General features: G+C 72.6%; 10 protein-coding genes and 1 pseudogene. 8 read left to right on the forward strand and 3 right to left on the reverse strand.

Features of this window, described 5'->3' with window-relative positions:
* Nucleotides 1-142: 142 nt before the first annotated feature.
* Together MDN94_RS25040 and MDN94_RS25045 are read left to right on the forward strand one after the other, a co-directional pair.
* Nucleotides 143-580, forward strand: a pseudogene (locus MDN94_RS25040) (LacI family DNA-binding transcriptional regulator); the annotation flags it as partial.
* A gap of 136 nt (nt 581-716) precedes the next feature.
* Nucleotides 717-2,198 (forward strand): hypothetical protein, encoded by a 1,482-nt coding sequence (locus tag MDN94_RS25045; RefSeq protein WP_482728097.1) that lies wholly within the window; start codon nt 717-719, stop codon nt 2,196-2,198.
* A gap of 195 nt (nt 2,199-2,393) precedes the next feature.
* Here the strand turns inward: MDN94_RS25045 and MDN94_RS25050 are convergent, their stop codons facing one another.
* Nucleotides 2,394-3,413: a PRC and DUF2382 domain-containing protein gene (locus MDN94_RS25050; RefSeq protein ID WP_482728098.1), complete on the reverse strand. Its 1,020-nt coding sequence runs from the start codon at nt 3,411-3,413 to the stop codon at nt 2,394-2,396.
* Between the two features lie 192 nt (nt 3,414-3,605).
* Here MDN94_RS25050 and MDN94_RS25055 point away from each other — a divergent pair, with 192 nt between their 5' ends.
* Nucleotides 3,606-3,992, forward strand: a complete 387-nt coding sequence (locus tag MDN94_RS25055) for a VOC family protein (protein WP_453458719.1) — start codon at nt 3,606-3,608, stop codon at nt 3,990-3,992.
* Nucleotides 3,989-4,624 (forward strand): TetR/AcrR family transcriptional regulator, encoded by a 636-nt coding sequence (locus MDN94_RS25060; RefSeq protein ID WP_482728099.1) that lies wholly within the window; start codon nt 3,989-3,991, stop codon nt 4,622-4,624. Before MDN94_RS25055 ends, MDN94_RS25060 begins: the two co-directional genes overlap by 4 nt.
* A gap of 7 nt (nt 4,625-4,631) precedes the next feature.
* Here MDN94_RS25060 and MDN94_RS25065 read toward each other — a convergent pair whose 3' ends face one another.
* Nucleotides 4,632-5,522 (reverse strand): LLM class flavin-dependent oxidoreductase, encoded by an 891-nt coding sequence (locus MDN94_RS25065; RefSeq protein WP_482728100.1) that lies wholly within the window; start codon nt 5,520-5,522, stop codon nt 4,632-4,634.
* A 160-nt stretch (nt 5,523-5,682) separates the two neighbouring features.
* On the opposite strand from MDN94_RS25065, the gene MDN94_RS25070 reads away from it, so the two are divergent.
* From MDN94_RS25070 to MDN94_RS25085, 4 genes are all read left to right on the forward strand, one after another.
* Nucleotides 5,683-7,161: an aminotransferase class I/II-fold pyridoxal phosphate-dependent enzyme gene (locus tag MDN94_RS25070; RefSeq protein WP_482728101.1), complete on the forward strand. Its 1,479-nt coding sequence runs from the start codon at nt 5,683-5,685 to the stop codon at nt 7,159-7,161.
* Nucleotides 7,162-7,375: 214 nt separating this feature from the next.
* On the forward strand, nt 7,376-9,550 hold the full coding sequence (locus MDN94_RS25075) for a SpoIIE family protein phosphatase (RefSeq protein WP_482728102.1): 2,175 nt from the start codon (nt 7,376-7,378) through the stop codon (nt 9,548-9,550).
* Nucleotides 9,551-9,693: 143 nt separating this feature from the next.
* Complete coding sequence (locus MDN94_RS25080; protein WP_482728103.1) at nt 9,694-10,422, forward strand: SDR family NAD(P)-dependent oxidoreductase; 729 nt, start codon at nt 9,694-9,696, stop codon at nt 10,420-10,422.
* 161 nt (nt 10,423-10,583) lie between these two features.
* The gene (locus tag MDN94_RS25085; protein ID WP_482728104.1) at nt 10,584-12,812 is read left to right on the forward strand and encodes a catalase; all 2,229 of its coding nucleotides are present in this window, start codon (nt 10,584-10,586) and stop codon (nt 12,810-12,812) included.
* Between the two features lie 67 nt (nt 12,813-12,879).
* On the opposite strand, the gene MDN94_RS25090 is transcribed toward MDN94_RS25085, so the two are convergent.
* Nucleotides 12,880-13,617, reverse strand: a complete 738-nt coding sequence (locus tag MDN94_RS25090; protein ID WP_482728105.1) for a class E sortase — start codon at nt 13,615-13,617, stop codon at nt 12,880-12,882.
* Between the last annotated feature and the right edge of the window lie 125 nt (nt 13,618-13,742).

Below are 13,742 nucleotides of genomic sequence, written 5' to 3' on the forward strand. Positions count from 1 at the left end.
GTGGCCGGGGCGCTGCATCCCTATCGTGGTCGTCGTGGCGCGGTGCCGCCCGGCGTGCAGCCGCCGGAGTGCCGGCCACACGCCGTCACAGCGGTACTGCCGCATCGAGAGCCAAGGAGTGTGCGCCCCGCTGGTGCTGCTGAGGGAGCAGCACGCCGCGGCGGGGCTGAAGGCCGACGACGCCCTGGTGGTCGTCACCGGCGGTTACGGGCGGGAGGACGGGGTGAGCGCCATGGCCGCCCTGCTCGACCGCGGCGAGCGGCCCGACGCGGTCTTCGCGTACAACGACCTCATCGCCGTCGGAGCGATGCGCACCCTCATCGAACGGGGACTGACCGTCCCCGGCGACGTCGCCGTGGTCGGGTTCGACGACATCGAGGAGGGCCGCTACGGGTGCACCACGCTGACGACGATCTTCCCGGACAAGGAGGCCATCGCCAGGCTGGCCGTCGACAGTCTCGTCGAACGCCTCGCCGGCGGCACGGCCCCCGAGCCCCGGCGTCAACGGCCGGGATACCGCCTCGTCGTCAGGGAGTCGACCACCCGCCCGCCGCGGTCCGCCCGACCCGCCCCGCGCTGACCCCGGGCCGACCCGCCGCCGCGCACCCGCGCACCCGCTGACACCCCGCAGGCGACGCCTGAAGTACCGCGTCCACAAATAGCCGTCGTGCGGCGGCCGTCCGGCTCCGCCACGCGGGACCGGGTACGGTGCTGATGTGCTGATCACAGCGGAGAACCGGGAGAGTCCGGCTCCGGGTACCGCGCTGCTCCTCGCAGCCGCCCCGGCCGGCAAGGGGCGCCTCATCGACGCCGCGTCCGTGCTGCCCGCGCTCGCGGCCGTACCGGCGGACGTCCTCGCCGGTACGGCCGGTGCGGCCGCGGCCACGGTGATCGAGCTCGCCGACCCGCTCGATCCCCAGACCGTCCTGACCCGCATCCGCGCCGCCGCCGCCTCGCCCGGACCGCTGCACCTGTATCTGGCGGGGCAGTTGCACGTGGACCGAAAGCAGCGGCAGCTGCACCTCGCCCTCGCCCGCACGGCACCGGCGACGATGCGCTACACGGCGCTGCCCTGGCACTGGCTCGCGGGCGAGTTGAAGACCCGGCGGCCCGGAACCACCACGGTGGTGCTGGACCTCGTCGCCGACGCGGAGGCCTGGCAGCAGGTCACCGGCGGCAGGCTGCTCCTCGGCGACGGGACACGGACGTATGGACGGATCGCCCCGGCTCCCGGCCGCCGCACCGTCGCCGCCCCCCTCCATCTGAAGGCCGTGGCCGCGATCTGGCGCAGCGGGGCGCGCCCGCCGCTCCCGCATCTCCACGAACAGGCCGCCGCGCAGTCGGCGTCCCAGGACGCTCCCGACGGCGCGCTGCTGTTCGGCATCGCCCCGTCGAACACCCCCTCGACCGCCGCCGCGTACGCCGGGCCCCCGCTGAGCCACCCCGCAGGACACACGTCGGGACCGGTGCACGGGCACGCCGCGATGCCGGGCCCGCGCATCGCACCGGCCCCCACCGACGCTCGCGCCCCGGCCAGGGCAGACGCGCATCCGGTGAGCCTTGGCGCCACGGGGACGGACGCGCATACGGCGAACCTCGCGGCCGAGCCGCGTCCGGCGGGCCCCGCCGCCGCAGGGGCCGCTCCGCACCCGGCGGGCCCCGCCGCCGCAGGGGCCGCTCCGCACCCGGTGAGCCTCGCCGCCGCAGGGGCCGCTCCGCACCCGGTGAGCCTCGCCGCCGCAGACGCCGACCCGCATCCGGCGATCCTCGCCGCCGCGGGGGCCGGGCGCCACGACGAGGCCGCGGCCGCCGCGGCCGCGTGCGAGAAGGAGGCGCTGCGCGCCCACGGTCCCGGCTCCGTCCAGGTGCTGCACTGGCTGGAGGTACGGGCGGACCTCGCGCGGCTCGCCCAGGACCCGGCCCGCAGCTGCGAGTTGTGGATGACAGCCGCCGATGTGCGGCTCGGCCGTCAGCAGACCACCGACGATCCGGACGTCGAAGCTGCAGTGGACCGTGCGCATCACCAGTGGGAGCAGGTCGGGGACGCGGCGCGGGCACGGCAACTGGCCCCGGCCCTGGTGGCGTTGCGACGGCGGGTGCCGGGACGTCAGCGCGGCGCGCTCCAGTTGCTCCAGCGGCGCCTGGAGCAACTGCACGACCACCGCGCCGGCACAGCACCCTCGGCACCGGCTCGCTGACGCGGCCGCCACCCGTGGAGGCACTGGGTACGCAACCCGCCTGGTGGCAGCGTCGTACGCGTAGGGACGGGCAGGCGACGCGACAGTGAGGCGGACGACGCCCGACCGGTTCTCGCAACCGCCGGGCCGTCCGCCTCGTCACCCTCACCCCGCAACACGCGACCGTCTCAGGCCGCTCCGGTGCGTGTCGGAGTGTCAGACAGGTCCGCCCGGGCCCCGGCGCTCGTGCTTCTCGCGCGAGGCCCGCTCGGTGCCCTCGTCCGGCATCTCGGCTTCGATCCGCTCCTTGCGGACCCGGCCCTTGACCGTCTCCTGCTGCGTGTGCTCTTCGGTCGTCAGTCGGACACGCTCGACCGGCTCGACGCGGGTCTCCACGACCGGCCGCTCCTCGTAGAGGGTGACCTCGTGCTCGGCCTCTGAGATCTCCGGCCCGGACAGTGCCGCGCCGCGGTTGGTCTCGGTGATCGGCTCACGCTCCACGCGCACCTCGTCGTGGCGGAGCGCAATCGTCTGCTGCTCCTCCTCCATGACCACGTACTTGCGCAGCCGCGCACGGCCGATCTCGTGACGCTCGGTGCCGACATGCATGGTCTCCTCGGACCGGGTCATCGCCGAGTCGGTGTCTCCCCGGCGTTCCTGGCCCGGCATGCCCCGGCGTTCACCGGCCATGTCGCGTCCGTGGGTCCGGCCGCCCGCTGCCGCGCGTCCGTGGGTCTGCGTTTCGCCCGCCATGCCCTGGCCGGCTCCGGCCCGGCTCCTGCCTGCCGTACCGGACTTCCCGGCCGCACCTGCGGCTCCTGCCGCACCGGCCGCGCCGGACCTGCCCTCCTGGCCCGTTCCGCCGGAGTGGGCCAGGCCGCCCCCGGAGGGCTGGTCGGCGAGCTTCCACGCGGAGTCCCAGTCGATGCGGTAGTGCCGGTACAGGCGCTCTTCCTCCTGCGCCGAGAGATGTCCACCTGCCTCCACGTCGACGTTGGGGGCGTCCTTGATCGTGTCCTTCGGATAGGGGACTTCGAGGTGGTCCTCGACCATGTTGGCGTCCCGGATCGGCACGAACGATTCGTTGCTGCCGAACAGGCCCGTCTGCACGCTGACCCAGTCGGGCTCGCCGGTGGCGTCGTCGAGGAAGACATGTTTGGCATTGCCGACCTTGTTGCCGTCGGCGTCGTATACCGGGTGGTCCAGTACGTTCCGGATCTGTGCTTTGGTGATCACGGTTCCTCCTTCTCGGACGTCCCTGAACGCCCGGGTAGCCTCCAGGAAAGCGGCTAAACGGGACAAAGAGTTAGATAACTCCTTTGCTGTAACGGCCTGCTGCCCCGTATCGCGCTGCTGCCTCTTGCCGGGGGAGGGGCGCGAGGTTTACGATACGAACCGGATCGGATTCAAATGAGGGGGATGAACGTCATGCGAGTGAAGGACTTCGACCATCTGGTGCTCAACGTCCAAGACGTCGAACGAGCCCTGGAGTTCTACTGCGGGCCGCTCGGGCTCGAGCCCGTACGTGTGGAGGAGTGGCGTGCGGGCAAGGTGCCGTTCCCGTCCGTGCGGATCACCCCCACGACCATCATCGACCTGGTCAGTCGCCCCCGGGGCGAGTCCAACGTGGACCACATATGCCTGGTCGTCGACCCTCTGGACTGGCAGGAGGTCATCGACTCCGGCGTGTTCAAGGTTCTGGAAGGGCCGGTGGAACGTTACGGCGCCCGGGGTGACGCATGGTCGCTCTATGTGCAGGACCCCGACGGCAACACCGTCGAACTGCGCTGGTACCCACAGGACGCCGCGCAGTGACACCCCCCGTGGCCGGCCGTCCGCGCGACCCGGCGATCGACGCCGCGGTGGTGGCCGCGACGCTCGACGTGCTGCGCGAGCACGGATACTCCCGTTTCGCCCTCGAGGCGGTCGCGGCGAGGGCGGGCACCACGAAGGCGTCCATCCGGCGGCGTTGGCCCACCCGTCAGAGCCTGGTGATCGACGCCCTCGCCTCTGTGCTGGTCACGCCCCCGGTGCCGGACAACGGCTGCACCCGCTGTGACCTGACCCAGAGCGTCGGCGTGCTGGCGGAGGCGCTTCTCGACCGGCTGCCCGCGGGCGTACTCGCCCCGCTCGTCGCGGAGTGCGCGCACGACGCCGCTCTGCACGGGCGGTTGATCGACGTGCTCGTGCAGCCCAGCAGGCACGCCGCCATGGTCGCGGTGCGGCGCGCCGTCGACCGCGGCGACCTGCGGGCCGGTGTCGATCCGGACCTGCTGGTCGATCTCCTGGCATCGGTGGTCTACCAGCGGGCGCTGTTCGGCGACACCGTGGCCGGTCGGGCGGCCGCACGCCCACTGGTGGACCTGCTGCTGCAGGGTGCGGCGGTCGACTTCGACCATCTGGTCAGGGTGAGCGAGATGCCCGCGCACGCCAGACACCGGCACTGACGCCGCGTCAGGGGCCGTCGGCCGGACGGGGAACGAGCGGGCGCACCTCTTCGGCCACGAACCGTACGAATCCCTCCGGGTCCGGCTCGTCGGCCGTCGGCTGAAGCACCACGGTGTCCGCTCCCACGTCCACGAGCCGTTGGACGGCCTTGGCCACCGCACCCGCGTCGCCCGCCACGCCGAGCCCGGGTGTCGACGCCCCGCCGGAGCGCTCCAGTTCAGCCGTGAGACGGTCCTCGGCGCCGGTGCCGATCGCGGTGTGGAGATAGACGACGATCTGGTGACGGCCGGTGCGTCCGGCCGCCGCGCGGCCCTCGCCGATCAGCCGGCGGGCGTTTCGGACACCCTCGGGCGCAACGGCCGCGTCCAGGATCGTTCCGTCGGCCGCCTCGCCGGTCAGCCGCAGTGAGCGCGGCCCGGTCGCCCCGGCCAGCACCGCGGGAGCCGTCGTCGGAGGCCAGTCGAGGGCGACGCCGTCGAGCTTCACGTACCGGCCGTCCACCGTCACCCGCTCACCCCGCAACAGGGCCCGCATGGCGGTGAGATGCTCACGCAGGAGCGTCAGCGGCGACTCGACGCGCGCGCCGACCTGCCCCATCCACGCCTGGACGCCGTGCCCGACGCCCAGGGTCACCCGGCCGGGGAAGAGTCGGTGCAGCGTGGCGGCCTCCATCGACGTCAGGGCGACGTTCCGCAGGGGGACCGGAAGCAGGCCCACGCCCACCCGAAGACGCTCCGACCAGGCGAGGGCGGCGGCCGCGGTGGCGACACCGCTCTCCAGGAAGCAGTCCTCCCAGAGCCACAACTCCTCCAGCCCGGCGGCGTCCGCCGTGCGGACCACCTCGCGCAACCGTTCGGGAGGCAACTGCGGACGGAAGACTGCGCCGAGAGAGGTCATGCAGAACCAATACCCGCCGGGCAGCGCCGCCCACAACCGCTTTTCCTGACGGCGGCGAAGCGGCCGCAGGTCCGCGCGCGCCGAAGAGGAGCCGCGCCGGAATGCCCCGTTCGGCCCAGCGCGTCAGTTTTCGTGCCGCCTCGAAGGGAAGCGGAGTCACATGGACCACTCACGGACACCGGTACTGGAAGCACTGGCCGCGTACCACGCTGAGAATCAGACCCCCTTCACGCCGCCCGGGCACAAGCAGCACCGCGGCGCCGACCCGCGGGTCCGCGCGGTCATGGGCGACGAGGTCTTCCGGTCCGACGTGCTCGCCATCAGCGGCCTCGACGACCGGACCTCCTCGCACGCGGTGCTCGAGCAGGCCCAGGAGTTGATGGCGGATGCCGTCGGGGCGGAGCACACCTTCTTTTCCACCTGCGGCAGTTCGCTGTCCGTGAAGGCGGCCATGCTGGCCGTCGCAGGCCCGCACGAGAAGCTGCTCGTCGGCCGGGACGCGCACAAGTCCGTGGTCTCCGGCCTGGTGCTCGCGGGCATCCGGCCCGTGTGGGTCGAGCCCCAGTGGGACGCGGAGCGGCGCATGGCACACCCGCCGTCCGCCGACGCCTTCCGTGCCGCTCTCGCCGACCACCCCGAAGCCCGTGGTGCTCTCTTGACGACACCCACCCCCTACGGGACCTGCTCGGACCTTGCCGGCATCGCGGAGGCGTGCCACGAGCACGGAGTACCGCTCATCGTGGACGAGGCGTGGGGCGCCCATCTGCCCTTCCACCCCGACCTGCCGACGTGGGCCATGGACGCCGGGGCCGACGTGTGTGTCACCTCGGTCCACAAGATGGGCTCCGGGCTCGAGCAGAGTTCGGTGTTCCACCTCCAGGGCGATCTCATCGATCCGACGGTCCTCAAGAGCCGTGAGGACCTGCTCGGTACGACGAGTCCCTCCACGCTGATCTACGCCGCGCTCGACGGCTGGCGCCGCCAGATGGTCGAGCACGGCCGTGCCCTGTACGACGCGGCGCTGGCCCTGGCCGGCGATGTCCGGGGCAGCATCGAGGACATCGACGGCATGCGGGTCCACGGCAGGGACGATCTCTGCGGTCCCGGCCGTGCGACCGACATGGATCCGCTGCAGGTCGTCATCGACGTCAGCGCACTCGGCACGACCGGCTACCGGATCGCGGACCGGCTGCGGCGCACTCACCGCGTCAACCTCCATCTCGCCGACCACCGGCGCATCAGCGCGCAGCTGACCCACGCGGACGACGAGACCTCCGCGGAGCGTCTGCTCGCCGCCCTGCGGGACGTGTCGGCCCAGGCGCCGCAGCTGCGGCCGGCGCCCGAGGTGGAGGTGCCCGACCCCGCGGACCTGCGACTGGAGCAGGTCATGCTGCCCCGTGACGCCTACTTCGGCCGGGTCGAGCACGTCCCGTGGGAGAAGGCCGTGGGCCGTGTCAGCGCCGAGATGCTCACCCCTTACCCGCCGGGCATTCCCGCCGCACTGCCCGGCGAGCGCCTGAACGAGGCGGCCCTGCGGTATCTGCGCAGCGGTGCCGACGCCGGCATGGTCGTCCCCGACGGCGTCGATCCCGAGGTAAGGACGGTGCGGGTGACCGTCGAGGACCGGCCCGGTTCCTGAGCGTTCCCGAGTCGACGGCTCAAGGGTGCAGGCTGCCAAGGTATGGGCGTAATGTCCACAAATGATGAAACCTGTACCGTGTCGCGCCCCGATCGGCCCCCCGGAAGGCTCCGGCCCGGGCCTCCGGCCCGGTCGGCCCGCACCGCGTGTCCGCCCGGCGGCGCCGCGCGGCGCGGGTACGGCACGGTCCGCCCCGGCCGTGAAGGACTAGGTCATGGCATCGGCCGACGAGGAAGACGGCGCCGTTGAGGCACTGCAGCGGCTGCTGTCCCGGATGCTGAGGGAGACCGGCGGGTACGGCGGCGGGGTCTACGTACTGCCTTCGGGGAGCCAGGTGCTCAGCGCCGTCGTCCTCGCCGGAGTGCCCTCCAGCCTCGCCATGCCGTGGGCCAGGGTCGGTGTCTCCGCCTCCGGCCCGCTCGCCCAGGCGGTCCGCGAGGACCGCCTGATCTGGGTGGGGGCAGAAGGCGAACTGGCGCGCCGCTACCCCCGCCTCGGGCTGGCCCTGCCCTACTCGTTCTCCCTCGCCGCCGCTCCCGTCACCAGCACCGGCCGCACGTGGGGCGGAGTCCTGGTGCTCTGGCCCGGCTCGCAGTCCATGGAGATCGACCCTGCTCGGCGGAAGGCCGTCGAACGGACGTGCGGTCACATCGCGGCAGCCCTGCGCCGCGCCGAGGAGAACGGCCACCCCGTCCTGCCGGATGCCGAACCCCGGCTGACGCCGGTACCTCGCGGGCGCCGTGTCACCCAGTCCCAGGCCTTCGCCGCGGTGGACTACGCCGAACGCCTGCCGGAGGGCTGCTGCGCCCTCGACCTCGACGGCAGGGTCACCTTCGTCAACGCCAAGGCGGCGAAGCTCGTCGGCTCCGACATGGTCGCCCTGACGGGGGCGCGGCCGTGGGAGCTCCTGCCGTGGCTCGACGATCCCGTCTTCGAGGACCGCTACCGGTCGGCCGTCATGAGCCGTAGGCCCACTTCGTTCACCGTGCGGCGCCCGGACGGCCTATGGCTGTCCCTCGAGCTCTACCCCGACGCACGGGGCATCAGCGTCCGCATCTCTCCCTCCCGCCTGGGCGGCGGCGAGACCACCGCCCACCCCTCCACCGAAGCCGCCACCGGGGCGCCCGCCACGGCCGCCGACCCGCCCGTGCTCGAGCAGACCGGCACCGCCGCGGCACGGCCCGCGCCGCGCGCCGATGTCCTCTACCGGATGGCGCACCTCGCCGCCGCGCTCACAGAGGCGCTCAGCGTGCCCGACGTGATCAAGCTCGTGGTGGACCAGATCGCACCGAGCTTCGGCGCCCACGCCGTCGCCCTGCTCGCAACCCACGCCGGCAGACTGCGGCTGCGCGGCCACAGGGGCTACGGCCCCCAGGAGGCCGAACACCTCGGCGGAGTTCCCCTGGCACCCGACAACCCCAGCGGGCGCGTGGTGGTCACCGGCGAGCCGGCCTTCTTCGCCTCCCGCCGCGAACTGGAGCAGGCGTTTCCGAACGCCGTCGGCGACGACGGCCATCAGGCATGGGCGTTCCTGCCGCTCGTGGCCGCCGGCCGCCCACTCGGCTGCTGTGTCATGGCGTACGACCGCTCCCGACCCTTCGCACACGACGAACGGGCCATGCTCACCGCGTTCGCCGGCCTTGTCGCCCAGGCCCTCGACCGGGCGCAGCTCTACGACACCAAGAGCGGTCTCGCCCGCAGCCTCCAGACCAGCCTGCTCCCGCAGACCCTGCCTTCGCTGACGAACCTTCAGGCCACCGCCCGTTACCTGCCCGCCACTCGCGGAATGGACATCGGTGGCGACTTCTACGACCTGATCCGCCTCGACGACACCGCCGCCGCGGCCGTCATCGGCGATGTCCAGGGCCACAGCGTTCCCGCGGCCGCGCTGATGGGCCAGGTCCGTACGGCGGTCCGCGCGCAGGCCCTCGCCGGAGCGTCCCCCAGTGACGTCCTCGCCGGCGCCAACCGCCTGCTCACCGACCTCAACCCGGGCCTCTTCGCCAGCTGCCTCTACGTCCAGATCGATCTCACCCGCGGCCGCGCCTGCCTGGCCACGGCGGGCCACCCGCCGCCGTTGCTGCGCGACCCCGAAGGCAAGACACGGACCCTGGCCGTGCCACCGGGACTGCTGCTCGGCATCGAACCGGTCGCCGACTACCGGTCCGCCGAGGTCACCCTGCCGCCCGGCAGCGTCCTGGCCCTCTTCACCGACGGGCTGGTGGAACGACCGGGCACCGATATCGGGGTGGCCATCGACGAACTCGCCCGCTTCCTTGCCGTCGGCGCCCGGGACCTCGAGGTCCTGGCCGATCAGCTCATGCAGGCGCTGCCCACGGGCGACCGGACCGACGACACAGCGCTGCTGCTGCTCCGGTCGATGCCCTGACCGCAGGGCCCGGGCCGGCGGCTCCCGGTCCGGCGCCGCCCGCCCGCGGCCGACGGGCCGCCCGCACGGGCCGGGACGAGGCAGCCCAGGAGGGGGGATTAGAGTCGGTCCGCATCGCCCGCCCCACAGCACCGGAGTCCGCCTTGCGTCAGCAACTCACCGTCGTCACCGGCGGAAGCCGCGGCATCGGCGCCGCGGTCTGCGCCCGCCTCGCCGTGGAAGGCCACGACGTGGTCGTCGGCTACCGGTCCGACGAAGCCGCCGCGCACGAGGTCGCCAAGGCGGTGCGCGTGGCCGGCCGGCGCGCCCTGGCCGTCCGCGTCGACACCGCCGACGAGCAGTCCGTCGACCGTCTCTTCGACGGCGCGGCCGAACTGGGCACCGTCACAGCCCTGGTGAACAACGCCGGCATCAGCGGGCCCAACGGCCGCCTCGCGGACGCCGATGCGGAAGGGATGCGCCGAGCGCTGGAGGTCAACGTGTGGGGATATCTGCTCTGCGCCCGCCGTGCCGTCCGTGACATGACCGCCTCCGGCGGCGGTGCGGTCGTCAACATCTCCTCCGCGGCCGCCACCCTCGGCAGCCCCGGCCAGTACGTGCACTACGCGGCCACCAAGGCGGCCGTCGACGCGATGACGACGGGGCTGTCCAAGGAGGTCGCAGCCGACGGCATCCGCGTCAACTGCGTGGCCCCCGGCACCATCTGGACCGAGTTCCACGAGGACCCGCAACGGCCGGCGAAGGTGGCGGTCAACGTGCCCATGGGCCGGGCCGGACAGCCGCAGGAGGTCGCCGGCGCGGTCGCGTGGCTCCTCTCGAAGGACGCGTCGTACACGACGGGAGCGGTGCTGCGCGTCGCGGGCGGCATGTAGGGCCGGCATCAAGGGATTCGCCCTTCGCCGACGCGGTCCGTCTTTCCACCGGGATGGGTGTATCCGGACTGCCGTGCCTTTGCCGGGGCAGAAGAATCGGCCGAGTATGCCGATGCGCCGGAGACACTCCGGCGTCCGGCACCCGTATCCGTGGAGGACGCATGAACCGGAAGAACTCCGGAGCCGAAGGCGGCATCCCCGGCAGGCCGTCGCCGCAACCGCCGACCGTCGACGAACCGATGGAGCCGAGGGAGCCGCTCCCACCCAAACCGGACCAGAGCGGACCGGCGACCGTGAGCCCGACGGGACAGGAGACGGGAGCGGACCAGGCGGCCGTCGCCCAGACCGGTCCGTACCTGACCACGGCACAGGGTGCCCGGCTTCCCGACACCGACCACTCCCTGAAGGCCGGCAGCCGCGGCCCCGTCCTGCTGCAGGACCACCATCTGCGCGAGAAGATCACCCACTTCGACCACGAGCGCATCCCCGAGCGGGTCGTCCACGCGCGCGGCGCCGCGGCGCACGGCGTCTTCCAGGGCTACGGCACCGCCGCGCGGATCACCAAGGCGGCGTTCCTCGGCAAGGGCGTCGAGACGCCGGTCTTCGTACGCTTCTCCACGGTCCTCGGCTCCCGCGGCTCCGCCGACACGGTGCGCGACACCCGGGGCTTCGCCACCAAGTTCTATACGACAGAGGGCACTTTCGATCTCGTCGGCAACAACATCCCGGTGTTCTTCATCCAGGACGCGATCAAGTTCCCGGACATCATCCACGCCGGCAAACCGCAGCCGGACCGCGAGATCCCGCAGGCGCAGAGCGCCCACGACACGTTCTGGGACTTCGTCACCCTCCACACGGAGGCCACCCACCACACCTTGTGGAACATGTCGGACCGGGGCATCCCTCGCTCGTTCCGCATGATGGAGGGCTTCGGCGTCCACACCTTCCGGCTGGTCAACGCCGTGGGCGACACGACGCTGGTGAAGTTCCACTGGAAACCGAAGCTCGGCGTGCACTCCATGGTGTGGGAGGAGGCGCAGATCACCGGCGGGATGGACCCCGACTTCCACCGCAGGGACCTCGCCGATGCGATCGAGGCGGGCGCCTACCCGCAATGGGAACTGGCCGTCCAGACCTTCCCCGACACCCCGGAGCAGACGTTCGAGGGCATCGACCTGCTCGACCCGACGAACATCGTCCCCGAGGAACTGGCGCCGGTGCAGCCGATCGGACTGCTGACCCTGAACGCCAACCCGTCGAACTTCTTCGCGGAGACCGAGCAGGTCGCCTTCCACCCGGGCCACCTCGTCCCCGGCATCGACATCACGGACGACCCGCTGCTGTCCGGTCGGCTCTTCTCGTACCTGGACACCCAGATCAGCCGGCTCGGCGGCCCCAACTTCGCGCAGATTCCCGTCAACCGCACTCACGCGCCGGTCAACGACATGCTGCGGGACGGCATGCACCAGACCGCCGTGCACCGGGGTGTGGCGCCCTACCGGCCCAACTCGCTCGACGCCGGTTGCCCGTTCCAGGCGGGGGCCGACCTGGGCGCCTACGTCGAGGTGCCCGTCGAGGTGCCGGCGGCGAAGAAGGTCCGCGAGGCGCCGGACTCGTTCGCCGACCACTTCAGCCAGCCCCGCCGGTTCTGGCTCAGCATGTCGCCCGTGGAACGTGAACACATCATCGCCGCCTACTCGTTCGAGTTGGGCAAGTGCTACGAGCAGGCGATCAAGGAGCGTGGTCTACGGGTCCTCGCCAACATCGACCCCGAGCTGTGCGCCGGTGTCGCCGCCGCCCTCGGCCTGCCCGCGCCAGGGCCGACGGAGCCCCTCGCGTCCGTGGAACCGAGCCCGGCGCTCTCCCAGATCGGACAGACCTGGCCGCTGGACGGCCGCGTCATCGGGATCGTCGCCGACGCCGACTGCGACCTCGACGGAGTCCGTACCGTGCGACGGTCCGTACTGGCGGCGGGCATGGTTCCGCTGGTCGTCGGCCCCGACGGAGGCGTGCTCGGAGACGGCGGGGAACCGGTGGCCGTGCAGCGTACCTTCGCCACCGCGCGCTCGATCGAGTTCGACGCCCTGCTTCTCGCCGGAGCCCCCGGCCCGGCAGCCGATGCGATCGGCGCCCGCGACGCCAAGGCCGGCGACCCGGCCGGGGGACGCGGCGGCGCGTCCGATCCGCGGGTGCTGCTGATGCTGTCCGAGGCGTACCGGCACGGCAAGGCGATCGGGGGCTGGGCAGGCGCGGACAGCGTGCTCGCGGCCGCCGGCGTGCCCGCCGACGCGCCGGGAGTGGTGACCGGCCGTGGCGAGGAGGGAACGCTGGAGGAGATCACCCGGCTCCTGGGCAGCCACCGGGTGTGGGAACGCTTCGCGACGGCCTGACAACCGGCACGGCGCCGCCCGGCCCCGGTCCCCGCCGCGGGACCGGGGCCGGGCGGCGCCGTGCCGTCTACTGGTCGGACACCTCGCGCAGCACGCCTATCTTGTCGATGCGGTGCTCCGGGTTGCCCTTGTCGTCGCGCCAGAAGTTGCCCGCCGCGTCGTCCTCGGGAGTCGCGCAGGTGGAGAGGGTGATCATCGCCTTGGTGGGCCGCTCGCCCGGGTGACCCGGTACCGCGGCCCGCTGCTCGGCGAGCGAACGCTCCGAGCGGAACGACGTCTGACGTGTCTCGGTGATCACGTACTCGTACACCGAACCACCCGCGGTCACGAACACGGAATCGCCCTTGTCGAGCGCCGGGAGGTCCCGCATGGGTCCACCGGCGGAGAGGCGGTGCGCGGTGACCAGGTAGTTGCCGACCTCGCCCGGTCCCACGCCGCCCCGTTCGCCGTACGGACTCGCGGCCACACCCCGGTTCTGGATCCGGGTGCCCGGCCAGTCGTCGGTCGTGCCCTCGTACGGCACGACACGCAGGTCCTCCAGCCCGATGGCCGGGACGGACAGCACCGCGGTCTCGGTGCGGGGATCGAATGCCGGGGCCGGCGGCTCCGTGGAGATGGGCGTACCGGAGCCCGGGGCCGATGTGGCGGGGCCCGGCACGCCGGCCGTGGCCGACGCCGGTGCCACGGCGCTGACGGCGGCCTTGCCGGACGCGCCGGAGCTTTCGGTCGCTCCGGCGCCGGCACAGCCGGTGAGGAGGACGGCCACGCCTGCGAAGGTGGCGGGTGCTGTTCGGGAGAGCATCATGGGCAGCCGGAATCCGTAGCCGGGAACGGGCAGGCACGACAGAGTCGCCGTTGCCTGTATGTGCTTAAAACGCCACGATCCGACCAGATGTTCCCCTCGTCCGTCAATGCCCGCCGCCCCGGCTC

This window comes from Streptomyces sp. WAC00040, assembly GCF_056835925.1.

Bases quoted from the DNA above. Each gene is read 5' to 3' on its own strand.
- MDN94_RS25065 (WP_482728100.1), bottom strand. From the start codon at position 5,522: ATGACCTCTCTCGGCGCAGTCTTCCGTCCGCAGTTGCCTCCCGAACGG.
- MDN94_RS25090 (WP_482728105.1), bottom strand. From the start codon at position 13,617: ATGATGCTCTCCCGAACAGCACCCGCCACCTTCGCAGGCGTGGCCGTC.
- MDN94_RS25085 (WP_482728104.1), top strand. From the start codon at position 10,584: ATGAACCGGAAGAACTCCGGAGCCGAAGGCGGCATCCCCGGCAGGCCG.
- MDN94_RS25055 (WP_453458719.1), top strand. From the start codon at position 3,606: ATGCGAGTGAAGGACTTCGACCATCTGGTGCTCAACGTCCAAGACGTC.
- MDN94_RS25070 (WP_482728101.1), top strand. From the start codon at position 5,683: ATGGACCACTCACGGACACCGGTACTGGAAGCACTGGCCGCGTACCAC.
- MDN94_RS25075 (WP_482728102.1), top strand. From the start codon at position 7,376: ATGGCATCGGCCGACGAGGAAGACGGCGCCGTTGAGGCACTGCAGCGG.